Source organism: Streptomyces sp. NPDC058697 (assembly GCF_042715345.1).
GTDB lineage: Bacteria > Actinomycetota > Actinomycetes > Streptomycetales > Streptomycetaceae > Streptomyces > Streptomyces liliifuscus.
On sequence record NZ_JBHXSU010000014.1, the window covers coordinates 158,610 to 181,613 of the forward strand.

The following is a 23,004-nucleotide window of genomic DNA, read 5'->3' on the forward strand; positions in this document are numbered from 1 at the left end:
CATGCAGCACTCCACCGCACACTCCAACACATCCTCCAACGCGCACTCCAACGCACTGAACCGGCTGGACAGGCTCCCGGTCTCCCGGTTCCACAAGGTGACCCTCCTCGCCATCGCCTTCGCCTACTTCTTCGAGTTCGCGGACATCAACAGCTTCGCCACCACCGCCCCGAAGCTCATCAAGCTGTGGGGCCTGACGGTCGACCAGGTCGCCTATGTCACCTCGCTCTCGTTCGTCGGCATGTTCATCGGGGCGATCGTCGCCGGATCCATCTCCGACCGGTGGGGCCGCAAGCGGGCCCTGCTGTGGACGACGATGTTCTTCGGTGTCTTCTCGTTCGCGGCGGCGTTCTCCTGGGACCTCGTGTCCCTCGGTGTGTTCCGTGTCCTGACCTCGGCGGGCCTGTCGGCGATGACCGTCGTGGGAGTCGTCTACATCAACGAGATGTATCCGTCGGCGATCCGCGGCAAGTACCAGGCGTACGCCATCGTCATCGGCATCTGCGGCACGCCCGTCACCAACCTCATCGCCAGCGCGGTCGTGCCGCTCACCGACTGGTCGTGGCGGCTGGTCTACATCTGGGGCTCCCTCGGCATCCTGCTCGTCCTGTTCACCCGGCACCTCAAGGAGTCACCGCGCTGGCTGGAGAGCAGGGGCCGACACGCCGAGGCGGACGCGGTGTTGAGGGAGATCGAGGAGAGCGTGGCCGCGGAGAAGGGGCCCCTCCCCGAGCCCGCGCCCCCGGTCGCCGAGACGCCGTCGACGAAGGCACCACTCCGCCTGCTCCTCCAGAAGAAGTACCTGTACCCGACGCTGCTGCTCACCGTGCTGTGGATGACGCAGACCATCGGCTTCTTCGGCTACTCCAGCTGGGCGCCCACCCTGCTGGCCAAGGAGGGTTTCAGCGTCGAGAAGTCCGTCTTCTACGTGGCCCTGACCACGGTCGGCGCACCGCTCGGCTGCTACCTCGCCTCGCTGGTCACCGACCGGTTCGAGCGCAAGTGGTGCCTGGTCGCCTTCGGCACGGTGATCGCGGCCTGCGGTCTGCTGTACGGGCTCACGTTCAACCCGGTCCTCATCATCGTGTTCGGCTTCCTGGTGAACCTCTTCGAGCGCGGCTACACGGCCCTCGCGTACGCCTACTCACCCGAGCTCTTCGACACCCGGGCCCGCTCGCTGGGGACGAGCGTCTCCTACGGCTTCGGCCGGCTGTCGAACGCCGCCGGTCCGCTGATCGTCGCGGCGCTCTACAACGGCCACGGCTATCAGAGCGTCTTCTACTTCATCGCCGGCACCTGGCTGGTGGGCGCGATCGTGCTTGCCGTCTTCGGCCCGCTGACCCGCTCGGCGCGCCTCGCGGAAGCGGAACGGCAACGTGCGGGCGTCCCTGCCTGAGCCCCGGCGGTCAGGCGAGTTTCCGGCAGTACAGCGCGTCCGGGGTCCGTGCCGAGCCGACGCGGCCGGTGTACGCGATCCCGGCCGCGTACTCGTCGGTCGCGCACTGGCCCTTGTAGTGGCCGCTCGCGAAGTCGCCGCCCTTGGGGTCCTGGCCCCTGTTGTCGCCGCGGTCGAACCAGACCGTACGGCCGGCCGTGCCGAGCCTCCCCGCCGGGGCCGCCGCGCACAGGGCGGCCGAGACGGCGGAGCCGCGGACGCTGTAGCCGGTGAGGAACTGGCCGGCAGGGCACTGGAGTTTGGTGTATCCGGAGGCCCAGTCCGGGGTGACGTGCCGTTCGTCCCTGACCACCTCGTGTCCGCCCGCCGGGGCCCACAGGGCGCCGGCGGTCACGTCGGAGCACAGGCCCCGGTTGCCCGTGTGGCCGAGGCCGAGGAGGCGCTGTCCGTCGGGGCAGGCGGCCTTGCGGGCGCCGGAGTCCCAGTCGGGGAGCGCGCGCATCCGGCGTGAGGCGACGAAGTCGCCGTGGTCGGGGCTGAGCATCGACCACTCCGTCACGGGGGCGACCTGGCCCGTACGGCCGGAGGCCCGGACGAGCCGGTTCCAGGCCGCGGCCCGCCAGTCGTCGCCGTCGTTCACGCCCATGCGGTGGCCCGCCGAGTCCCAGTGCAGCAGGGCCCAGCCGTTGCCCCGGCGGTTCTCGTGCCACCCGACGAGCGGCCAGTACGCGAAGTCGGCGTCGGTGCGGATCAGTTGGTCGACGAAGTTCTCGAACCAGGCACGCGGCTTGGCGCCCGTCTCCTCACGGCCGCCGACGCCGAACTCGCTGATCCAGACGGGGGCCGTGAAGTGCTGGTCCTGTTCCCCGGTGACGAAGAACGCCTGGCGGTTCAGCACGGCGATCAGTTCGGCCGGGCTGAAGTCGCGGTAGCGGGGGTCGGTCGTCTCGCCCGTCCCCGTGGCGCCGCTGTGGTTCGGGCCCGTGTAGTCGTAGAAGTGGGCGGAGTACACGAGCTTGCCGGAGTCGACGAGGGTGTGCGAGAGACGGCGTACGGGCTCCAGGGTGGGGCGTTCGTGTGCGAAGCCGTCGATGGGGATGCCGGTCCAGTTGATGCCCTCGACGATGATGAGGAGGTCCTGGCTGGCCTCCGTCAGGATGCGGTCGCCCACGCGCTGGGAGGCGGCGAACCAGTCGTGGTCGTTGCCGAGGCCCCAGTTGGGGTCGTCCCAGATGTTGCGGCGGACCTCGTTGTAGAGGTCGGCGCCGACGACACGTTTGTTGTCCTTGTAGCGGCGGGCCATGAAGAGCCAGTCGTTCTCCCAGGCCGCGGCCGACTGGCTCGCGTTCCAGCGTTCGTTGCCGTCGACTCCGCAGCACCAACGGGTCGTGTTGGTGTGGTTGTTGAGGATCACGGCGAGGCCCGCGGCGGTGAGTTCGCGTACCACCGCGTCGTAGACCTGGAGCGGGGTCAGGCCGCGCAGGGACGGGTTCGCGGCGACCGCGTCGTCCGTGACGGGCACGCCGTCGTGGATCATCTCGTTGGAGAACGGCAGCCGGATGCTGTTGATCCCGATCTCCTGGAAACCGGCGATGATCTCGGCCATGGGGGCCCGGTCCAGGCCGAGCGGTGTTCGGCCGGAGTTCTCCCCCGCGTGGTGGTTGGCGTCCTCGTCCACGCTTCCGGAGCCGTTCCAAGTGCCGCTGGCGCCATGCCAGTTGCCGGAGCGCAGCTTGAAGCGGTCGCCGTCCGCGTCGACGATCCAGCGGCCGCGCGTGCTGAGCGGCGCCGTCCAGTCCTCGGCGGCCTTGACGGCTGTGGGAGTCGTCGCGGTATCGGAGGCGGGCGCGCTCCTGAGCGCGGAGTCCTGCGGCGCCGCGGCCGCCGGAACGGCGGTCAGGGGTGCCAGCAGGAGTACGGCGGCCAGAGCCGCCCCGACGAAGGATCCGCGCACGGTCACCATCCCGAATCCCGAGGACGACGCTGTCATTGTCATGGCAGCGTCATCATGGAGGATGGCACGGGATTGGTCCAGGCCTACGGCTGCGACGGTCGGGCGTCGTGGGTCACAGGTCCGGCTCCACGCTCTGTTCCGCCCAGATCGTCTTGCCCGTGGGCGTGGGACGTGTGCCCCAGCGCTGGGTCAGCTGGGCCACCAGGAGAAGACCTCGGCCGCCCTCGTCGTACGTACGGGCGCGGCGCATGTGGGGTGCCGTGCTGCTGGCGTCAGAGACCTCGCAGATGAGGGTCCGGTCGTGGATGAGGCGCAGCTGGATGGGGGGTGTGGCGTGCCGGATGGCGTTGGTGACCAGTTCGCTGACGACGAGTTCGGTGACGAAGGCGGCGTCGGACAGGCCCCAGTCCGCCAGCCGGCGCAGGGCGTTCTTGCGGACCTCGGAGACGGCGGACGGTTCCGGGGGCACGTCCCAGGCCGCGACCCGGTCGGTGTCGAGCGCCCGGGTGCGGGCGATGAGCAGGGCCACGTCGTCGGTGGGCCGCCGGGGGAGCACGGCCGCCAGGACCGAGTCGCACAGCGCGTCGAGGGAGGCCGCGGGGGCGGCGAGGGCGTGGCGCAGCCGTGCGGTCCCCTCGTCGGGGTCTCTGTCGCGGGACTCGATCAGGCCGTCGGTGTAGAGGGCGAGCAGGCTTCCTTCCGGCAGTTCGATGTCGAGGGACTCGAAAGGCAGACCGCCCAGGCCCAGCGGAGGCCCCGCGGGAAGGTCGAGCAGTTCCACCGTGCCGTCCGGGCTCACCACGGCCGGCGGGGGATGCCCGGCCCTGGCGAGGGTGCACCGGCGGGAGACGGGGTCGTACACGGCGTACAGACAGGTCGCTCCGACGTCCCCCTGGCTCTCCCCCTCGGCGGCGGATCTCCCCCGGGCTCCCGGTTTCGCCCGGTCGGGGGATGCCTCCACCGCCCCCTCCGCCTCGGTGGCCAGGCGGCCGACCAGGTCGTCGAGGTGGGTGAGCAGCTCGTCGGGAGGCAGATCGATGTCCGCGAGCGTACGTACGGCGGTACGCAGCCTGCCCATGGTCGCCGAGGCGTGGATGCCGTGGCCCACGACGTCGCCCACGACCAGCGCCACCCTGGTGCCGGACAGCGGGATCACGTCGAACCAGTCCCCGCCCACGCCGGCCCGGGCACCGGCCGGGAGGTAGCGGGAGGCGACCTCCACCGCGGCCTGCTCGGGCAGGCCCTGTGGCAGGAGGCTGCGCTGCAGGGTGACGGCCGTGGCCCGTTCGCGGGTGTAGCGCAGGGCGTTGTCGATGCAGACCGCCGCCCGGGCCGCCAGTTCCTCGGCCAGTACCAGGTCGTCCTGCTCGAACGGGTCGGGGTGCCGGTGCCGGGCGAGGGCGACCACGCCCAGGGTGGTGCCGCGTGCCGACAGGGGCACGGTCATCGCCGAGTGGAAGCCGAACTCGCGGACCCGGGCGGACCGGAGGGGGTCCGCGGCCACCCAGCCCGCGATCGCCGCCTCGTTCACCCGGTGCAGCACGGCACGTCCCGTCCGCAGACTCTCCGCCGGCGGGGAGCCCTCCGGGTACGTGTCCACCTCGCCCAGGGCGACGACCGCCTCCGGGACGTCCGGGTACACGGACTCGTGGGCGATGCGCCGCAGCTCCAGGGAGGCGCCCTCCCGCAGCGGTCCCGGGGGCCGCTCGGGCAGGTCGTCGAGGGACGCCAGGAGGTCGACGCTGACGAAGTCGGCGAGGTCCGGGACCGCCACGCTCGCCAGCTCCTGCGCCGTCCGGGTCACGTCGAGCGTGCTGCCGATCCGGGTGCCGGCCTCCGCGATCAGCTGGAGACGCTTGCGGGCCCAGTACTGCTCCGTCATGTCGTGCCCGGTGGACGCCACGCCCAGGACGCGGCCGTCCGGGTCCTCCAGGCGGTAGAGGTGGACCGACCACGCGTGGTCGCGGGCCTCGCCCGGGGCGAGCGCGTGGTTCTCCAGGTACTGCGTCTCACCGGTCTCCAGGACCTGCCGCATCGCCCGCTCGACCTTCTCCGCCACCGGATCGTCGAGCACGTCCGTCAGCCTGAGCCCGCGCAGGTCGTCGTCGCTCATGCCCAGCACGCCCCGCCCCGACTGCGTGGACCGGCGAAACCGCAGATCCGTGTCGTACACCGAGGTCGAGCAGCACGGAGAGTCCAGAAAACCCCGCCTCACGAGAGCGTCGTCGTCGGTCCGGACCCGCACCGCCGCCCCGGGCACAGCGGAAACGAGAAGCCACCCACGCATCCCACCGTCCGCCACTCCGTCCGACGCTCCGTCCGCCACCCCGTCCGGCGTCCTGTGGTGGGCGAGGACCCTGGCCTCCACCCGGTGGCCGTCACGGTGACGCAGGGCCAGCGTGCCGTGCCATCTCGGCAGCTCCGTGAGGGGCGGGAGGGACGAGAGGGGCGGGAGACCGCCCGCCGCGGGCTCCTCGGCGAGCAGTGAGGCCGCCGGCCGGCCCAGGATCTGCGCCGCCGAGTACCCGAGCAGCCGCTGGGCACCGGCGTTCCATCCGGTCACGACCCCGTGTTCGTCGACGGTGGCACGCGCCGTGAGGGCCCCGCCCGCGCCGCCTGGGCCCGGACCCGATTCCTGGTCGTCGACGGCACGCCGCTCCATGACCACTCATCTCGCTCTCGTTGCGCTCTCCCCCTCGCGCGGCTCTCGACGCGTGGGCACGCTTCGCCTCGACACCCGAGACTCCACACCCCTGGGTCTGCCCTGTATTTTCACATTTCACCTTATTTACGCCAGTCGACGTACGCCTCACGAACAGCCGCGCCCGGGGCGGTGGCGGCACCGCCCCGGGCGTGGCCGGGTGTGTGAATCAGTGGGTTACGGGGTTACAGGGTGGTGTTGTAGGCCCGTTCGATCGTCTGGAGCAGGGTGTTGCCGGCCTGGTCCGTCAGCTTGGCTCGGAGGGAGACCGAGCCCGCCTGTGCCGGGTGCTTCAGGGAGAGGTGGGTGCCGCCGACGGCCTTGGTGGGCTGCCAGGTGGTGCCCCCGTCGTACGAGACCTCGAAGGCGAGCTTGGCGGGACGCTGCCCGGTGGCCGCGCCCTCGACGGTGAAGGGGACCTCGAACCGTTTGCCCGCCTTCGCCGTGCTGGACAGGCTCAGGTCGGGGGAGAAGCGGACCACCGACAGCGGGAGCGCGGTCGTGCCGTCCTCGGGGGTGGTGGCGGAGCGGAAGGTCCACTCCGTCCGGACCCGGGTGCTGACCGGGAACACCGCGGGATCGCGTGAGGCGTCCACGGTCAGTTTGTACGCGCTGTCCTGGGCCGGAACGGTGTACTCGGTGAGGTCGATCGGCGAGTAGCCGTAGTCGTCGGGGATCTCCTTGCCGTCCGCCTGGAGCGAGCTCGTCACCGAGGTGTAGTCACTGAGGCCCCAGTGGCCGGAGCCGTCGCCGAACAGCGGTGTGAAGGCCCTGATGACATTGCCGTACCGCACGACTCCGGGAAGTCCCCGCTCCGGTCCGAGATCACCCTCGGCGGGCGCGGTCGGGCCGAAGACGCCGACGTTGAACCGCTCCGTGTAGCTCCGTCCGGCCTGCCAGGTCCTCGGCATCCGCATCAGGAAGTTCTCCGAGACCCTGTCGCGGCCCTCGCCGAACATCTGCCATGCGCGGAAGGACCACTTCACGTCGTTGTCGAGGACGTACTCCGTGGTGCTCAGCGGCAGGTCGGCCCGCAGGGCGTCGTAGCTGAAGATCAGGTCCCCGTCGGGCGTGTGCGCGGACGCCTCGACCTGGACGCCCCGGCCCTCGACGGGCACGCCCACCTGGAGGCCGACCTTGGCGAGCTGGTCCTGCCGGACGTCGGCGGTGAAGCCGTCCAGCCGGCCGGCGCGGTTCCAGGCCAGGTGGTAGGTGACCGGTCGGCCCGCGTCGTCCGTGCGGGTCCAGTCGCCGGCGAACACGGCGGACATGTCGCCCGCGGACTCGTCGGGTCCGAGTTGCCCGAACCGCGTGCCCTGGAAGGTCGGCACCAGGAACTGGAGGTTGCCCGGGCTCAGTTCACCGCCCCGGTCGTAGGTGTAGACGACCGTGGCCTCGGTGTTCTTCGCCGCCGCGTCGGGCACGGTGATGTCCACCGGCCGCGCCTGCCGGGCGTCGACGGCGACGGTGGTGTCCTTGTCCAGGTTCAGCATCGGCTGCACCAGCACGGCGTGCGTGGCGGCGTCGTACGAGGGATGGATCACGCCGCTCAGGGTGTAGACACCCTTGGGCACCCGCACAGTCAGCTCGCCGTCCTGCTCGTCGGCGAGGTCGGCGTAGAAGTCGCTGTGGATGCCGCCGAGCTGGGTGGCGGCGTCGCCGATCGGATCGCCGTTCTCGTCGAGGTGCTTGACCGTCAGGTCGTACGACTCGACCTCGCGCTCCACGCCGACGGCGGAACGCACCTGGATCTTGCCGTCCGCCGAGGTGGCCTGCACCGAGCCGCCGAAGGTGCCGTCGGCACTGCCGGCGCGGGTGTCCGCCGTCACGTCGGCGCTCGCCTCGCCGCCCGCCGGGACGGTGAGCTGCCGCGGCGACACGGCGAACATGCCCTCGGCCGCGGGCTTGCCGTCCACCGAGAACGCGTCGACGGACAGGTCCAGGGTGACCGGCTCCGTACCGAGGTTGCGGTACGTCAGCTTCTTGGTCGCCGGATCGTCGTCGTTGTGCGGCCACTGCTGCTTGCCGAAGTCGATCGGCCCCTGCTCGGTGACGACGCCCTGCCCCATCGCCCGGACCACGTCGGTACGGCCGGTGCCCTGCTGGAACGAGCTGTACGAGCCCGGCTTCGCGGAGCCCGTGAGGACCGCCTTGAGGCGCTCACCGGTCCAGTCGGGGTGCTGCTGGGCGAGGATGGCGGCGGCGCCCGCGACGTGCGGGGACGCCATGGAGGTGCCGTCGATCGTGAGGTAGCCGGGTATGCCGGAGGGGTACGCGCCCTCCAGGACGCTCCCGGCGGCCGCGGCGGCCGTGATGGCCGCACCGGGTGCGGTCAGGTCGGGCTTGACCCCGCCGTCGCCGACGCGCGGGCCACGGCTGGAGAAGTTGGCGAGCTGGTCGGCCTTGTCGACCGCGCCGACGGTGAGCGCGGCGTCGGCGCTGCCGGGCGAGCCGACGGTGCCCTCGCCGAACTCGCCCTCGTTGCCCGCGGCGATGACGAAGAGCGCGTCCGACTCGGCGGAGAGCCGGTTGACCGTCTCCTCCATCGGGTCGATACCGGGCGTGTCCGTGCCGCCGAGGCTGAGGTTGACGACATCGGCGCCCTGCGCCACCGCCCACTCCATGCCCGCGATGATCCCGGAGTCCGAGCCGTAGCCGTTGTCGTCCAGGACCTTGCCGTTCAGGAGCTTCGCACCCGGGGCGACGCCCTTGAACTTGCCGTCGGACCTGGCTCCCGTACCGGCGGTGATGGACGCCACGTGGGTGCCGTGGCCGAACTTGTCACCCGGGCCGGAGGAGCCGGAGAAGTCTTGCTCCTCGATCACCTGGCTCGCCAGGTCGGCGTGGGTGGTGTCGATCCCGGTGTCCAGGACGGCGACCTTGGTGCCGGTGCCGTCGAACCCGGCGGCCCAGGCCGTGGGCGCGCCGATCTGCGGGACGCTCTTGTCGAGGCTGGCCTTGCGCCTGCCGTCCAGCCACAGTTTCTCGACGGCGGTCGATTCGGTGAACTCCGTCGTTCCGTCGCCCTGGCCTGCGGCTCCGGTGGCGGTCACGGCCTCCCAGAACTCGGCGCCGCGCTGCTTCACGGGGCGTATCGCCTTGCCGTTGACGACCGGAAGCGCCCGGCCGATCCGCGCACCGGCCCCGGTGAACGGGCTCATCGAGGGCGCCTTCTTGCCGCGGAACGTGACGATCAGCGGCAGGTCGGACCGGCCTGTGTCGTCGTAGCCGTCCGCCAGCAGCTGGGTCACGTCGAACAGCCGGGTGTCCAGCTTGCCCTGCGCGAGCAGCAACTGCGCGTCGCCCGGCACCACTTGAGTGTGTCCGTCGACCACCCGGACCGAGAAGGGAACCCGCTCCCGGCCCTTCGCCCGCTCCACCCCCATGACCTTGCCGGCGCCGTCCAGCCGGACACGGTCGCCGGTGACCAGCGTCACCGTCCTCACCTTCTGGGCCTTGCCGAAGCCGCTCGCGTCCTCGGCCGTCCTCCCGGAACGCCCGTCGGCCGACTCCCCCGCGGGCGCGGCCTGGGCCGTCCCGGCCGGGACACCGGCCAGCAGAAGGACGGTCGAAACCGCCCCTGCCGCCACGACGGAACGTAAGGGTCTCGCACGTAACTCCACCTGAACTCCTGACACTTGGACCATCGGACAGGAGCCGTCCCGCGACGCCGGAACCCCCGACGCCTCACCCGTACGCCCAACGACTCGCCATAGAGACGGGGCGGGTTGTCATCAGGTTGTCAAGACATCCGATTAATTTCTGACGGGACGTCAGGAGACGTGTTGGGGTTGGGTGCCGGGGTTGGGCGCCGGGGTTGGGCGCGGCCCGCCATCGGCCACCGCGATGGCTGCTGGACAATGAAGGCATGAGCATCGTCAAGATCAACGTACTCACGGTTCCCGAAGAGCAGCGCGAGACGCTGGAGAAGCGGTTCGCCTCCCGCGCCGGGACGGTGGACAGCTCGGACGGGTTCGAGTGGTTCGAGCTGCTGCGCCCGGTCGAGGGCACCGACTCCTACCTCGTCTACACGCGCTGGCGCGCCGAGGAGGACTTCCAGAACTGGATGTCCGGCCGCGGCCAGGCCGCACACCGCGACAACGCCACCACCGGCACCGAGCGCCCCAAGCCCGCCGCAACGGATTCAACCCTGTGGACTTTCGAGGTCGTCCAGCAGGCAGCCCCCAAGCAGGACTGACGCGGACGGGGTCCTGGTTCGGGGCCGCTTGCGGGGGGGCGAGTCGGGACGGGGGGCAGGCCGCAGGGTTCAGGACCGGGGGCGCGCGCGGCGGTTCAGGACCGGTCGCGGGCCGCAAGTCAGGACCGGCCGCAGACGGCCCGGCTCAGGACCGGTCGCAAGCCGCGCGCCTCAGGACAGGCCGCGGGCAGCCCTGATGAACGCCGTAATGAGGGCGGGGTCCTTGACTCCGCGGGTTTGTTCCACGCCGCTGGAGACGTCTACGCCCCAGGGGGAGGTCGTGTCGACGGCTGTGCGGACGTTGGCCGGGGTGAGGCCGCCGGCGAGGAGCCATTTCTCCCCGGGTCCGGCCAGGGGTTTGGTCGACCAGTCCCAGGCGGTGCCGGAGCCGGGTACGGGGGCGTCGAGGAGGAGGATGTCCTCGCCCATGTCGCCGTGGCGCGGGGCGGGGTCGCCGAACGCCGCGGCGCGGATCAGCGTCCAGCCGCCCGCCGCGAGGTCGTCGTAGTAGTCGCGGTTCTCGGGCCCGTGGAGTTGCACGGCCCGGATGCCCGCGTCCGTGGCCAGGGAACGGACGTCACTCAACGGCTCGTCTCGGAAGACGCCTACCGTCAGGACGTTCTCCGGCACGCGGGCGCACAGCCGCGCCGCCGTGGCCGCGTCGATGCGGCGCGGGCTGGCCGAGAAGACGAAGCCGATGGCGTCGGCGCCCGCCTCGACGGCCGTGTCGACGTCCCGATCGGTCTTCAGGCCACAGATCTTGATGAAGAGGGAGCTGGTCACCCCTTCAGCCTGCCGTATCCGGGGCCGGTCGCGCGGCGCCGGGTGCCCCTCCAGTACCGGGGCGGGCACCGCCGGTTGTGGAGATCACAGCCGAACGGCGGCGACATGATCCGCTTTTCTGGCCATTACCCGTCGGGTTGAGCTAGAAATTCTCCGAACTCACATTGACCAGTGGGTTCTTGGTGTCACACCAGCCCGAGGGGAACCACGCAGTGACAACGCACGATCATGTCTTGCCAGGCCGGGACGGCCGCTCGACGCGTCGGCCGAGACGCGAGTCCGGCACCGGGGCGCGCAAGGGGCTCACGCGCCTGAGAATCGCCGCGGCCGCGGTGACCGCACTCGTCGTCGCCGGGTCGGGGGCCCAGGCGACCGCCGCCCAGGCGGACCCGACGGCGACGACGACGAAAGCGACCGCCTCGACGGTCCCGCTGCCGACCCCGCCGGTGCCGACGCTCTCCTGGACCGACTGCCAGGGCGGCTTCGAATGCGCGAACGCCGATGTGCCCCTGGACTACCGGGCGCCCGAGGGCCGCAAGATCACCCTGGCGGTGATCCGCAAGAAGGCCGCCGACCAGACGAAGCGCAAGGGCACGCTGTTCATGCAGCCCGGCGGACCGGGCAACTCCGGCGTGGACTTCGTCCGCGGCAACTACGACGACCTGCCGGCCGCCCTGCGCGACTCGTTCGACGTCTTCGGATACGACGTACGAGGCGTCGCGCGCAGCTCGGCCCTCGAATGCTGGGACGACGCGCGGTACACCAAGGCCGTCACCGACGCGAAGGGCGCCCCGGGCCCCGACGCCTTCGGCCCGGCCCTGCGCGAGGCCGCCGAGTTCAACCAGGCCTGCACGGACAAGTCGGCCGGCCTGCTGCCGTTCGTCGGCACCGAGTACGTCGCCCGTGACATCGACCTGCTGCGCCAGGCCCTGGGCGAGGACCAACTCACCTACTACGGCCGCTCGTTCGGCACGTACATCGGTACGGTCTATGCCGCCCTGTTCCCCAAGCGGGTGCGCGCCCTGGCGCTCGACGGGGCGTACGACCCGGTGCACTACGCCAACCAGCCGTACTCCTACGACAAGCCCCAGTACCTGGCCCTGGACGGCGCGATGAGCCGCTTCCTCGACTGGTGCAAGGCCGACCAGGCCACCTGCGGCTTCGGTGACGGCGACCCCCGGGCGGCGTTCGAGAAGCTCAAGAGCGACCTGGACGCCAACCCGGTCACGACCGCCAACGGCGGCAAGGCCAACGGCTACACCCTGGTCTACCGGCTGATGTTCAACATCAACGAGGGCAAGGTCATCTGGCCCGCGTTCGGCGAGGCCCTGCGCAAGGCCCAGCAGCGCGACAACACCTCGTTCCTGCTGCGTCCGCCGTCCCCGGGCAGCTTCGACTTCCTCGTGCCGAACGTGGTCGTCGAGTGCGTCGACCGGGACTACCCGCGTGACCAGGCCCTGCTGCAGCGGAACGTCACGGCCTACGCCAAGGCGGCACCGCTGCTCGGCCCGGCCATGGCCTTCGGCCCGCCGACCTACGACCACCAGCACGCCACGGCCTGCACCCAGTGGCCCGGCGAGCGCGTCAGCCGCTACGACGGCTCCTACCGTGCCAAGGGCTCCAAGCCGATCCTCGTCCTCGGCACCACCGGCGACCCGGACACCCCCTACCAGGACGCGGTCGCGCTGTCCCGGCAGCTCGACAACGCCTCGCTGCTCACGTTCAAGGCGGAGGGACACACCGCCTTCGGGCGCAGCGCCTGCGCGACGGACGCGGTCACGGCCTACCTCGTGGACCTGAAGGTCCCGGCCAAGGGCGCGACCTGCGCGGACGAGACCCAGCCGCCGACCGTCACGCCCAAGGTGGCCCCGCCCGGCACGACGCTGGGCGAGCTCCGCAACGGCGTCAACGAGCGCCTCGACCGGCTCGGCTCGCTGCGCTGAGCCACCCGGCGGACCGCCGCTGACCGACGACGCGGTTCTCCGTCCGCCGACATCGGCCGACACCGATCGACGCCCGGGGCGTCGGGCCCTTCCCGGCCCGGCGCCCCTCGCGCGTCAATATCTGTGCCCGCGAAGTAAGAAATGAACACGACGCGCGATGAACATTCCTTCCTCGACAGGCAGAGCAGAATTATCCTCCGCACATGCCCGACCGCAGCGTGCTACTCTCGATCTCAGTTGCAGTTGTGGTTCCCGAAATCTTTAAGACGGGGCGATCATCACGCGACTCGGAGTTCACAAGTCGTGGATTCCGACGCACCCCCGAAGGAGATTCAACATGGCTGCAGGCACCGTGAAGTGGTTCAACGCGGAAAAGGGCTTCGGCTTCATCGAGCAGGACGGCGGCGGCGCCGACGTCTTCGCGCACTACTCGAACATCGCCGCCCAGGGCTTCCGCGAGCTGCAGGAGGGCCAGAAGGTCACCTTCGACATCGCCCAGGGCCAGAAGGGCCCGACGGCCGAGAACATCGTTCCCGCCTGACGCTGACGCGTACTTCGCAGCTGGGGCCCGCACCTTGGGGTGCGGGCCCCAGCTCGCTGCTTTCCGGAAGAACCGCTCCCACCCGCTCCTCGGGAATGCTCGGACCGACGCTCCGGTTGACATACTGCCGGACCCTCCCACACGGAATACCCGGCCCCAGCGCCGGAATATCGCCCGGCACTTCAGCGACGTATCCCGCGAGCATTCCCCGCCGATCCTATTCGGCCCCCCATTCTCCTCGGCTCGTTCTTGCAATTCTCTGCGCTGCTCATTTGCTGCGGGAATTCCTTGATACGTGCCTCATCAAGGAAGGTTCCGCATGAACCGCACACGCACGAACGACCGCTTCTCCCGCACCCGTTCGGGAGGATCCACCCGCACGGGCGGCTCGGGCTCCGGAAGGGGCGGCTACTCCGGTGGCTCGCGCCGCTCCGAGGGCGGCTACAGCAGCCGTCAACGGTCCGCGCCGCAGGGCGAGTTCGCACTGCCGGTGACGACCACCCCCGCGCTGCCCGCCGTCGAGGCGTTCGCCGATCTCGACATGCCGGCGCAGCTGCTGGCCGCGCTCGGCCGGGAGGGCGTGACCGTGCCGTTCCCGATCCAGGGGGCGACCCTGCCGAACTCCCTCGCGGGCCGTGACGTACTCGGCCGCGGCCGCACCGGCTCGGGCAAGACCCTCGCGTTCGGACTCGCGCTCCTCGCCCGTACGGCGGGCCTGCGCGCCGAGCCTAGGCAGCCGCTGGCGCTCGTCCTCGTACCCACCCGCGAGCTGGCGCAGCAGGTCACCGACGCGCTCACCCCGTACGCCCGTTCCGTGTCGCTGCGGCTCGCCACCGTGGTCGGCGGGATGCCGATCGGCCGGCAGGCGGGCGCGCTGCGTGCCGGTGCCGAGGTCGTCGTCGCGACGCCGGGCCGGCTCAAGGACCTCATCGAGCGCGGCGACTGCCGCCTCGGCCAGGTCGCCATCACCGTCCTCGACGAGGCCGACCAGATGGCCGACATGGGCTTCATGCCCCAGGTCACCGAACTGCTCAACCAGGTACGGCCCGAGGGCCAGCGGATGCTGTTCTCGGCCACGCTCGACCGCAACGTCGACCTGCTGGTCCGCCGCTACCTCTCCGACCCGGTCGTCCACTCCGTCGACCCGTCCCAGGGCGCGGTGACCACGATGGAGCACCACGTCCTCCACGTGCACGGCGCGGACAAGCACCGGACGACCACCGAGATCGCGGCGCGCGACGGCCGGGTCCTCATGTTCCTGGACACCAAGCACGCGGTGGACCGGCTGACCGAGCACCTGCTGAACAGCGGCGTCCGGGCCGCGGCCCTGCACGGCGGCAAGTCCCAGCCGCAGCGCACACGGACCCTGACCCAGTTCAAGACCGGCCATGTCACGGTGCTGGTGGCGACCAACGTCGCGGCCCGCGGCATCCACGTCGACAACCTCGACCTGGTCGTGAACGTCGATCCGCCCAGCGACCACAAGGACTACCTGCACCGCGGCGGCCGTACGGCCCGCGCGGGCGAGTCCGGCAGCGTCGTCACGCTGGTGACCCCCAACCAGCGCCGCGACATGAGCCGGCTGATGGCCGCCGCAGGCATCACCCCGCAGACCACTCAAGTGCGTTCGGGTGAGGCGGAGTTGAACCGCATCACGGGCGCCCAGGCCCCCTCGGGCGTGCCGGTCGTCATCACCGCCCCGGTCTCGGACCGCCCGCGGCGCGGCGCCTCCACCTCGTCCCGGGGCCGCCGCGGCCGTACGGGCGGCAAGGGCCGCTCCAACGGCGAGGCCCGCCGCACACCGCAGCGACCGTCCGCCGCCGGTGCGGCGGCCTAGGTCCTGACACCCCCCACACCCCCGCGTTCCCGTCGCTCGCCGGAAGAGCGGTCCGGGCGTCGCCCGGTACGCACTCCCGGCGGGCAGTGGGAGAGTGTGCGGGGCGCTGCCCGGCGCTCCCGCCCTCTCCCGCCCGCCGATCCACCCCGGTCGGCCCGGGTCCCCCTCGTCTTTCTCCTCCCCGTTCCCCACCCCTCCCTTCCCTGTGAGGCATCATGCGCTGCGTCATCGCCCGGTTCCCGTTCGACCTCGACAAGAGCGGGGTCCTGGACTCGATGAAGGGCGTCAAGCCCGAGGCCATCACGGGCGAGTCCGTGATCATCGGCCGCCGCCACTACCCCGTCAAGCAGGTGGGCGAGGTCATCACCCGGCAGGACCGCCGTGACTTCACCAGCGGAGAGGTCGTACGGGCCATGACCCGGCTCGGCTTCACCTGCCAGGCCGGCCCCGCGCCCGAGCCCGCCCCGGTCGCCGCCACCCCGCTCCAGACCGCGTCGGCGCTGCTCGGCAGCCCGGCGCCGGCTCCGGAGCCGGCCGCGGCCCCGGCCCCCCTGGGCCTGTGACGGCCGACGGGAACCGACACCAGGACGTACTGGACGCACTCCCCGGCTGACACCGGGACCAAGCGATGAGGGCCCTGCCGACGCGCGTCGGCAGGGCCCTCATCGCTGTTTGCGAAGCGTGTCGGGTACGGCGTATCAGTGGTCGGAGTAGCTGACGTCGCCCACGGTCCAGGCGCTGACGTCCTCGATCGCGACGCGGTACATCCCGCCCGTCTCGGGAATCCCGATGTTGCCCTGCAGGATCCGGGCGAGGTGGAAGTGCAGATACGCGGGTGGCTCGCCGTGGGCGCCGCGGTCGCCGCCTTCGGTGCTCTCGGGGCCGCCGTCCGCTGCCGGCTCGGCGCCGAAGACCGCGGAGAACGGGCCCAGGCGGTCCGAATCGTTCAGGACCTCCGACACCCGCTCCCTCCACACGGCTTCCGGAGCGAGCCGGCCGGTGATGACGGCACCGCCGACCACCACGGTCAGCGACATCTGATTGCTCTGCCCGGACTCCACGAGGGCGGAGATGTCCACGAGGAGCCGGTCGGGGTTCGTCATGGAAGCCGAGTCTATTCAGCGGCTCGCCCGGCCTCCCCCGCCCGGCCCCGCCCGTCTGCCTCCCGACGTCACCGGGTGTTACCGGTCGTCACCATGGACCGCAGAATACCTACGCCTTGAGCGAACCAAAATCTACTTTCGCCAGAGTAGACATTGACCTACGCCGTGATTAAGGTTTCTCTCATAGACAAGGTCGAGAGCGAAGGAGCGCACGCCATCAGGATCGCCCGGCCAGGGCACTGTCCGGCCGGGTGCCGCAAGACCCCGGATTGGAAGGTGGTCCACGGTCACGCATTCGCGATCCCCGCACACCCGCCCGTCTCCCGGGCCGGACTGCGGAAACAGAAGGTCGGCGCAGCAGTAGAGCCGACAGATGGTGTTCAATTTCCTTCGGGGCCCTGGTGCCGTACGGCGCCAGGGCCCCTCGACGCGTTCGTCAACGAGGTGACATGACAGCAGATACTCCGCTCAGCGGTCGTCTGGACGACGACGACTACCCCGCGTACACGATGGGCCGGGCAGCCGAGATGCTCGGCACCACCCCGGGTTTCCTCCGGGCCATCGGCGAGGCACGGCTGATCACTCCGCTCCGCTCCGAAGGCGGACACCGGCGGTACTCCCGCTACCAGCTACGGATCGCCGCGCGCGCCCGCGAACTCGTCGACCAGGGAACCCCTGTCGAGGCCGCCTGCCGCATCGTCATCCTTGAGGACCAGCTGGAGGAGGCGCAGCGGATCAACGCCGAGTACCGCCGCGCCGCGAAGGAGACACCCGAGACTCCCGCCTGAGTGGGTCGGCGGCCAGTTCGCGGACTATGCGGGCCAGGTCGGCCGGGGCCGCCGCGAGACGTACGGGGCTGCCCGCGTCGTCGAGTTCGGCGATGTGCCAGCCGCCGGGGACGGTGTCGCCGTCGCTGCCCCGGACGCGCCGCACCTCCTTGACCGCGAGCCGCTCCACCGGGACCGGCTTCGCCGCGAACCTGCCCGGACCGGGGTGGGGCGTCACCGCGAGCGGCCCGCCCCCGAGGACGACATGGGTGCCGAAGCCGTACGGGTTGTAGTCGGTGTGCTCCAGAAACCGGGCTGCCAGGAACACGTCGTCCTCCGCGCTCCCCGTCCCGGCGGACCCCCCGGTCGCTCCCGTAACTTCTCCCGCAACTCCTCCCGTCGCTCCCGTGGTGTCGTTCTCCCCGGGCGTACGGACCCGGGTTGCGCGCCACGCCCATACGAGGAAGACCACCGTGGCCGCCGAGCCCGCGGCAGCCCAGGTGATCGCCACCGGATCGGTGAGCAGGGTCGTGGGGTGGAGGTAGCAGAGCGGCAGCAGCCACAGGGCCGTACCGACGAGCGCGCCCGCGAACGGCAGGGCCGACGGAAGGACCTCGTCGTCGGGCAGCCGGCGCCCGCGCAGCCGGAGCAGCACCCGGGCGGCGGGGTAGCCCGCGGCCAGCAGGCACCCGGCCGCGACGACGGCCAGTTCTCCGGAGGCGGCGACGTGCAGACGGTAGACGTGACCCTCGCCGACCACCTCCCTCACCTCACCGCGCCAGACGGTCAGTTCGACGCCGTCGCCGGGCCGGAATATCTTCGCGCCGTCCGACGAGACCCCGAGCCGGTCCATCGGCCGGCCGTCGACGAAGTACAGCCAACTGCTCTTGTTCCTGGACCAGGTGGCATCGGTCCGCGCGATCACGGCGGTCAGGGTGGTCAGGCACTCCTCGCGCTCCGCGGCGGGCGTCGCGGCCGTGCACGGAGTCGCCGACCGCCACGCCCGCTCCCCCGACGCGGCGCCCGGCACGAACCAGGCGGCCAGCCCCGCGCCCCCGAGCAGCAGCAGGCACAGGGCGAGCGACCCGGCCCACCCGCGCCCGGCGGTGCGGTACGAGACGACGGGGACGTGGTCCGACTCCGGTGTCCCGTGGAGCCGGTGCAGCGCACGGAACGCGTCCAGCTTCGCGTCGAAGTCCGGGTCGTCGTGGGACCAGCTCCGCGGCAGCGGAAGGAGCAGCCTGCCTCCGTCGCGCAGCAACAGGCTGATGGCACGGGTGTCCTGGACCCGGGGAGTGTTCGCGTACTTCAGGCGTACGCGCAGATCGGCGATGTCGCCCCAGCGCACGCTCCGGCGCCGCAGCAGGGTCCAGGAGTGCACGCCGTACGTGTCGGCGCGCACCCGGGCGGTCGCCTTGTGGAGCGCGCCGGCACCCAGCAGCCCGAGAAGCAGACCGCCGCCCAGCCATCCGTCCGGACCCGAGTACGCCCACCGCACCAGAACGGCGGCCGCCCCGGCCGCCGAGAGCGCGGCGAAGAACAACAGGACGCGCTTTCCCGGCGGACGGCAGCTCACTTCCCGGACATCGGTCATGCTCCGAACCCTGTCATCACCCGGTCCGCCCGCACTTGTCCCGGGTTCGGCAGTGTCCACACCACCGACACTGCCGAACCACCGACACCACCGACACTGCGACCGGTTACGGGAGACGCCGTGCGGTCCCCGTCAGATGTCGAACTCCTGGTCGCGGGTCTCCGGGAGGGCCAGCAGGCACAGGAGGCTCAGCAGGCAGAGGGTGCCGGTGTAGAAGCCGAGGACCAGTGGTGATTCCCAGTTGCTGTTCAGCCAGGTGGCGACCAGTGGGGCGAAGCCGCCGCCGAGGGTGTTGGCGAGGATGAAGGCCGCGGAGGCGCCGGTGTAGCGCAGCCGGGCGGGGAACAGCTCCGGGAGGAAGGCCGCCACCGGGGAGAACATCAGCGCCAGGAACATCAGGCCGACCGTGTAGGCGCCGGTGATCACCAGCCCGTTGCGCGAACTCAGCGAGGCGTACATGGGCACCGCCCACACCACGCAGCCGACGGCTCCGGCCAGCATCACCGGGCGCCGGCCGATCCGGTCGGACAGCCTGGCGACCGGGAGGGTGATGGCGATTCCGGCCGCCGCGCCCACGCTCGCCGCCGTCAGCATCGTGTTCTGGGGGATGCCGAGTTCCTTCGGCCCGTACGAGATGCTGTAGACGATCGTCAGGTAGTAGACGGCCGAGCCGCCGATCGCCGCGCCCGTGCCGAGCAGCAGTCGGCGGGGGTACCGCTTGAGGAGCACGCCCAGCGGAAAGCGGGACCCCGACTCCGGCGTCGGTTCCGGTGCCTTTGACCGCGGCCGCGTCGCACGGTCCGCCGTCGCGTCGAACACCGGCGACTCCGAGACCGTCGTACGTACCCACAGGCCGATCACGACGAGCACGGTGCTGAGCAGGAACGGGATGCGCCAGGCCCAGTCGGCGAAACCGTCGCGGCCCACGATGTTGAGGGTGGGCAGGATGACGGCGGTGGACAGCAGGAAGCCGAGCGAGGGGCCTGCCTGCGGGATGGACGCGTACAGCGCACGGCGGCCGGGCGGCGCGTGTTCCGCGGCGAGCAGCACCGCCCCGCCCCACTCGCCTCCCATGCTGACGCCCTGCAGCAGACGGAGCGTCACCAGTAGTACGGGGGCGAGGAGTCCGGCGGTCTCGTACGTGGGCAGCAGGCCCACGCCGACCGTGGCCACGCCCATCAGCAGGAGCGAGGCGACCAGGGCTTTTCGGCGGCCCAGCCGGTCACCGATCGTGCCGAACAGGACGACGCCCAGGGGGCGGGAGAGGAAGGCCGCGGCGAACGTGAGGAACGCGGCGAGGGAGGAGACGGTGGCGTTGCCCGAGGGGAAGAAGGCGGGGCCGAGGACGAGTGCGCTCGCGGTGCCGTACACCGCGAAGTCGTAGTACTCGATCGTGGTGCCGACCAGGCTGGCGACGGCGACCCGCGGGGCCTCGGTCTTCGCCGTTGACGGTGGTGCCGATGGTGGTGGGGACGCGGCCGGTCTTGGGCCGGCGGTCGCGGGAGCGGTCTTGGACGGTAAATCAGGCATGGGGAAGTCACTTCCGGTACGCCCGGTCCGTACGGTCCGGGTGCAGATGGGGGGACGGCCTCGCATGAACACGTTCCGGAGCGCGACTGACACCTTAGGCCCGGAAATTCAATTTCGACAAGGAAGCCCGAAGGAAAAGCCGCCCGCGGGAATTGTCTGCCATTTACACGTGACATCCGTAGGAAAGCGTCCGATGCGGCCATGCCCGGGGGCAGACCTCCCCAATACGCATAGAGCACATCACACCCACCACCTCGTCATTTGCCGCCCAACACCCCACGAACAGCACTCTCCAGCGGCGTCAACCCCGCCATACCTGTCAAATCACTGTCAATATTCATTCCTGAACTCGCATAAAAATTTGCGGGTGATCACGCCTTGCCAACGGTCGATTACGCGTGAATGCTGATGGCCGACTGAACTTGAAAGTTCTACGACCATCGTTTTTCGGACATGGAGACCGCAACAGGATGTCGCGGTTCGGCTTTCTTAAATGCGGCCTCCGGGCTGGGAAGGCGCATTACCCATGCTGAAAACTGGCAAGCTATTACGCTTGAGAAGACTTTCGCTCGCGGGTGACGACCGGCACCTGCTCGTACCGCTCGACCACAGCGTTTCGGACGGCCCGATCGTCCCCGCCGACAAGTGGGACGACCTGCTGCGCGCACTGGTGGCGGGCGGGGCCGACGGGATCATCGTCCACAAGGGACGGGCCCGCGCCTTCGCCCCGGACATCCTCAGGAGCTGCGCCCTGGTGGTGCACCTGAGCGCCAGCACCGCCCGCTCCGCCGACGTCCACGCCAAGGTGCTGGTCGCCGATGTCGAGGAGGCGCTGCGGCTCGGCGCCGACGCGGTCAGCGTCCACGTGAACATCGGCTCGGACACCGAGGCCCAGCAGCTCGCCGACCTGGGGGCGGTGGCCCGTTCCTGCGACGCGTGGGGCATGCCGCTGATCGCGATGGTCTACCCCCGCGGCCCCCGCATCGAGGACCCGCGCGACCCCGGCCTCCTCGCCCATCTGGCCAACGTCGCCGCCGACCTGGGCGCGGACATGGTGAAGACCTCCGTCGCCCTGCCGATCGACCGGATGGCCGAGGTGGTGGCCAACAGCCCGATCCCCGTGCTCGCGGCCGGCGGTCCGCCGGACGGCTCCGACCTGGTCGAGTACGGGGCCGCCGTGATGGCCACCGGCTGCCAGGGGCTTGCCATCGGCCGCCGGATCTTCTCGGCCCCCTCGCCCGCCGCGCTGGTGTCCCGGCTCTCCGCGGTCGTGCACGGCGGCGGCAACACCATCTCGGATGACATGAGCATGTCCAACTACTCGACGATCGTGGCAGGAGTCGCATGAGGTTCGCATGGATCGATCTCCGTGAGGTCCCCCGTCCGCAGCTCCAGGCGGTGGTGGACGCGGCCGTCCACAGCCGGATGGCCGGAGTCGTGGCCACCGACGCCGAGTTGCTCGGGACGCTGCCGCCGACGGTCACGCGGGTGCTGGTGACCGGGGGTGCGGGCGTGGCCGCCGTGAAGCAGCCCGGGGACAGGCCCGGAGCCAAGCCGGGCGAGAAGGAGGCGAAGGGTTCCGGGGGCGCCAAGGATGCCAACCTCCCTTCGGGGAAGGGCAGTTCACCGGCCGGCACGGGAACCGCGACCGGAGTCGTCACGGGAACCGCGACCGGAGCCATCGCGGGACCCGCCACCGGAATCGACCTCCTGCTGCGGAAGTTCGGCACGCAGGAGGAGCTGGACGCCCTCGCCGCGGACAACCGTGCCGCCGGTGGCACGCCCGCCGCCGGGTTCGTCGACGTACGGGACGACCGCACCCTGACGCTGTCCTGCGCGGGCGCCATGGCGTTGCCGTACACCGTCATCCACTTCGCCGATCCGACCAAGATCCCGCTGGAGATCGTGCTCGCCGCGGCCGAGTCCGCCGAGGGCAAGCTGGTGACGGTCGTCGACGGGCTGGAGGAGGCGGCCATCGTCTTCGACGTGCTGGAGCGCGGCTCGGACGGCATCCTGTTCACGCCCCGCAGCGCCGACGAAGTGTTCGCGCTGGCCCGGCTGTTGGAGGCCACCACGCCCCAACTGGAGCTGTCCACGCTGACCGTGGAGAGCATCCGGCACGTCGGGCTCGGCGACCGGGTCTGCGTGGACACCTGCTCGCACTTCGAGGAGGACGAGGGCATCCTCGTCGGCTCGTACTCCTCCGGGTTCGTGCTCTGCTGCAGCGAGACCCACCCGCTGCCGTACATGCCGACCAGGCCGTTCCGGGTCAACGCCGGTGCCCTGCACTCCTACACGCTCGGGCCCGACAACCGCACCAGCTACCTCAGCGAGGTCGGCTCGGGCAGCGTCCTGCTGGGGGTCGGCGCCGACGGCCGCACCCGGCGGGTGGTGGTCGGCCGCGCCAAGCTGGAGTCCCGGCCGCTCCTGGAGATCCGTACCCACGCCGAGGACGGCCGGCTGGTCAGTCTGACCGTGCAGGACGACTGGCACGTACGGGTGCTCGGCCCGGGCGGGAAGGTCCTCAACGTCACCGAGCTGCGGGCCGGTGACGAACTGCTCGGCTATCTGGCCACGGACAAGCGCCATGTGGGCCTGCCCATCGGCGAGTTCTGCAAGGAGGTCTGATGGGCGGCGGCCTGAGAGACCCGCTGAAG

Annotated in this window: 16 protein-coding genes; 9 read left to right on the plus strand and 7 right to left on the minus strand. The window is 70.9% G+C overall.

Annotated features, from left to right (window positions below):
• The first annotated feature begins 1 nt into the window (after position 1).
• Positions 2 to 1,396, plus strand: a complete 1,395-nt coding sequence (locus tag ACFWXQ_RS29580; protein ID WP_383935232.1) for an MFS transporter — start codon at positions 2 to 4, stop codon at positions 1,394 to 1,396.
• 10 nt (positions 1,397 to 1,406) lie between these two features.
• Here ACFWXQ_RS29580 and ACFWXQ_RS29585 read toward each other — a convergent pair whose 3' ends face one another.
• The 3 genes from ACFWXQ_RS29585 to ACFWXQ_RS29595 all read right to left on the minus strand — a co-directional run bounded on the left by ACFWXQ_RS29585 (position 1,407) and on the right by ACFWXQ_RS29595 (position 9,641).
• Positions 1,407 to 3,359, minus strand: a complete 1,953-nt coding sequence (locus ACFWXQ_RS29585) for a glycoside hydrolase family 5 protein (RefSeq protein WP_383935469.1) — start codon at positions 3,357 to 3,359, stop codon at positions 1,407 to 1,409.
• A 103-nt stretch (positions 3,360 to 3,462) separates the two neighbouring features.
• Complete coding sequence (locus ACFWXQ_RS29590; RefSeq protein WP_383935230.1) at positions 3,463 to 6,012, minus strand: SpoIIE family protein phosphatase; 2,550 nt, start codon at positions 6,010 to 6,012, stop codon at positions 3,463 to 3,465.
• Between the two features lie 224 nt (positions 6,013 to 6,236).
• Positions 6,237 to 9,641 carry a S8 family serine peptidase gene (locus tag ACFWXQ_RS29595; RefSeq protein WP_383935228.1) on the minus strand — a complete coding sequence of 1,135 codons (3,405 nt, stop codon included), beginning with the start codon at positions 9,639 to 9,641 and terminating at the stop codon, positions 6,237 to 6,239.
• A 278-nt stretch (positions 9,642 to 9,919) separates the two neighbouring features.
• On the opposite strand from ACFWXQ_RS29595, the gene ACFWXQ_RS29600 reads away from it, so the two are divergent.
• Positions 9,920 to 10,249: an antibiotic biosynthesis monooxygenase family protein gene (locus ACFWXQ_RS29600; protein WP_383935226.1), complete on the plus strand. Its 330-nt coding sequence runs from the start codon at positions 9,920 to 9,922 to the stop codon at positions 10,247 to 10,249.
• A 171-nt stretch (positions 10,250 to 10,420) separates the two neighbouring features.
• Here the strand turns inward: ACFWXQ_RS29600 and ACFWXQ_RS29605 are convergent, their stop codons facing one another.
• Positions 10,421 to 11,032: a phosphoribosylanthranilate isomerase gene (locus ACFWXQ_RS29605; protein WP_383935224.1), complete on the minus strand. Its 612-nt coding sequence runs from the start codon at positions 11,030 to 11,032 to the stop codon at positions 10,421 to 10,423.
• A 332-nt stretch (positions 11,033 to 11,364) separates the two neighbouring features.
• Between ACFWXQ_RS29605 and ACFWXQ_RS29610 the strand changes: the two genes are divergently transcribed.
• From ACFWXQ_RS29610 to ACFWXQ_RS29625, 4 genes are all read left to right on the plus strand, one after another.
• Positions 11,365 to 12,975 carry an alpha/beta hydrolase gene (locus ACFWXQ_RS29610; protein ID WP_383935467.1) on the plus strand — a complete coding sequence of 537 codons (1,611 nt, stop codon included), beginning with the start codon at positions 11,365 to 11,367 and terminating at the stop codon, positions 12,973 to 12,975.
• Between the two features lie 337 nt (positions 12,976 to 13,312).
• Positions 13,313 to 13,516, plus strand: a complete 204-nt coding sequence (locus ACFWXQ_RS29615; RefSeq protein WP_055611897.1) for a cold-shock protein — start codon at positions 13,313 to 13,315, stop codon at positions 13,514 to 13,516.
• A 319-nt stretch (positions 13,517 to 13,835) separates the two neighbouring features.
• The gene (locus ACFWXQ_RS29620) at positions 13,836 to 15,353 is read left to right on the plus strand and encodes a DEAD/DEAH box helicase (protein ID WP_383935222.1); all 1,518 of its coding nucleotides are present in this window, start codon (positions 13,836 to 13,838) and stop codon (positions 15,351 to 15,353) included.
• A gap of 215 nt (positions 15,354 to 15,568) precedes the next feature.
• A complete protein-coding gene (locus ACFWXQ_RS29625) occupies positions 15,569 to 15,916 on the plus strand; it encodes an SCO5918 family protein (protein WP_383935220.1) in 348 nt (115 codons plus the stop codon).
• A gap of 135 nt (positions 15,917 to 16,051) precedes the next feature.
• On the opposite strand, the gene ACFWXQ_RS29630 is transcribed toward ACFWXQ_RS29625, so the two are convergent.
• Positions 16,052 to 16,456 (minus strand): hypothetical protein, encoded by a 405-nt coding sequence (locus ACFWXQ_RS29630; protein WP_383935218.1) that lies wholly within the window; start codon positions 16,454 to 16,456, stop codon positions 16,052 to 16,054.
• A 449-nt stretch (positions 16,457 to 16,905) separates the two neighbouring features.
• Between ACFWXQ_RS29630 and ACFWXQ_RS29635 the strand changes: the two genes are divergently transcribed.
• Entirely contained in the window at positions 16,906 to 17,244 is a 339-nt protein-coding gene (locus tag ACFWXQ_RS29635; RefSeq protein ID WP_269647773.1) for a MerR family transcriptional regulator, read from the plus strand.
• Here ACFWXQ_RS29635 and ACFWXQ_RS29640 read toward each other — a convergent pair.
• Both ACFWXQ_RS29640 and ACFWXQ_RS29645 read right to left on the minus strand, forming a co-directional pair.
• A complete protein-coding gene (locus tag ACFWXQ_RS29640; RefSeq protein ID WP_383935216.1) occupies positions 17,192 to 18,817 on the minus strand; it encodes a PH domain-containing protein in 1,626 nt (541 codons plus the stop codon). The two genes, ACFWXQ_RS29635 and ACFWXQ_RS29640, sit on opposite strands and share 53 nt — an antisense overlap.
• A gap of 132 nt (positions 18,818 to 18,949) precedes the next feature.
• The gene (locus tag ACFWXQ_RS29645) at positions 18,950 to 20,347 is read right to left on the minus strand and encodes an MFS transporter (RefSeq protein WP_383935214.1); all 1,398 of its coding nucleotides are present in this window, start codon (positions 20,345 to 20,347) and stop codon (positions 18,950 to 18,952) included.
• A gap of 526 nt (positions 20,348 to 20,873) precedes the next feature.
• On the opposite strand from ACFWXQ_RS29645, the gene ACFWXQ_RS29650 reads away from it, so the two are divergent.
• Both ACFWXQ_RS29650 and ACFWXQ_RS29655 read left to right on the plus strand, forming a co-directional pair.
• Complete coding sequence (locus ACFWXQ_RS29650) at positions 20,874 to 21,695, plus strand: 2-amino-3,7-dideoxy-D-threo-hept-6-ulosonate synthase (protein ID WP_383935212.1); 822 nt, start codon at positions 20,874 to 20,876, stop codon at positions 21,693 to 21,695.
• A complete protein-coding gene (locus ACFWXQ_RS29655; protein ID WP_383935210.1) occupies positions 21,692 to 22,975 on the plus strand; it encodes a 3-dehydroquinate synthase II family protein in 1,284 nt (427 codons plus the stop codon). Before ACFWXQ_RS29650 ends, ACFWXQ_RS29655 begins: the two co-directional genes overlap by 4 nt.
• Positions 22,976 to 23,004: the final 29 nt, after the last annotated feature.

What these genes read in the sequence shown, in the direction of transcription:
- ACFWXQ_RS29580 (WP_383935232.1), top strand. Translation starts at nt 2, where the DNA reads ATGCAGCACTCCACCGCACACTCCAACACATCCTCCAACGCGCACTCC.
- ACFWXQ_RS29585 (WP_383935469.1), bottom strand. Translation starts at nt 3,359, where the DNA reads ATGGTGACCGTGCGCGGATCCTTCGTCGGGGCGGCTCTGGCCGCCGTA.
- ACFWXQ_RS29590 (WP_383935230.1), bottom strand. Translation starts at nt 6,012, where the DNA reads ATGGAGCGGCGTGCCGTCGACGACCAGGAATCGGGTCCGGGCCCAGGC.
- ACFWXQ_RS29600 (WP_383935226.1), top strand. Translation starts at nt 9,920, where the DNA reads ATGAGCATCGTCAAGATCAACGTACTCACGGTTCCCGAAGAGCAGCGC.
- ACFWXQ_RS29615 (WP_055611897.1), top strand. Translation starts at nt 13,313, where the DNA reads ATGGCTGCAGGCACCGTGAAGTGGTTCAACGCGGAAAAGGGCTTCGGC.
- ACFWXQ_RS29620 (WP_383935222.1), top strand. Translation starts at nt 13,836, where the DNA reads ATGAACCGCACACGCACGAACGACCGCTTCTCCCGCACCCGTTCGGGA.
- ACFWXQ_RS29625 (WP_383935220.1), top strand. Translation starts at nt 15,569, where the DNA reads ATGCGCTGCGTCATCGCCCGGTTCCCGTTCGACCTCGACAAGAGCGGG.
- ACFWXQ_RS29630 (WP_383935218.1), bottom strand. Translation starts at nt 16,456, where the DNA reads ATGACGAACCCCGACCGGCTCCTCGTGGACATCTCCGCCCTCGTGGAG.
- ACFWXQ_RS29635 (WP_269647773.1), top strand. Translation starts at nt 16,906, where the DNA reads ATGACAGCAGATACTCCGCTCAGCGGTCGTCTGGACGACGACGACTAC.
- ACFWXQ_RS29640 (WP_383935216.1), bottom strand. Translation starts at nt 18,817, where the DNA reads ATGACCGATGTCCGGGAAGTGAGCTGCCGTCCGCCGGGAAAGCGCGTC.
- ACFWXQ_RS29645 (WP_383935214.1), bottom strand. Translation starts at nt 20,347, where the DNA reads ATGCCTGATTTACCGTCCAAGACCGCTCCCGCGACCGCCGGCCCAAGA.
- ACFWXQ_RS29650 (WP_383935212.1), top strand. Translation starts at nt 20,874, where the DNA reads ATGCTGAAAACTGGCAAGCTATTACGCTTGAGAAGACTTTCGCTCGCG.
- ACFWXQ_RS29655 (WP_383935210.1), top strand. Translation starts at nt 21,692, where the DNA reads ATGAGGTTCGCATGGATCGATCTCCGTGAGGTCCCCCGTCCGCAGCTC.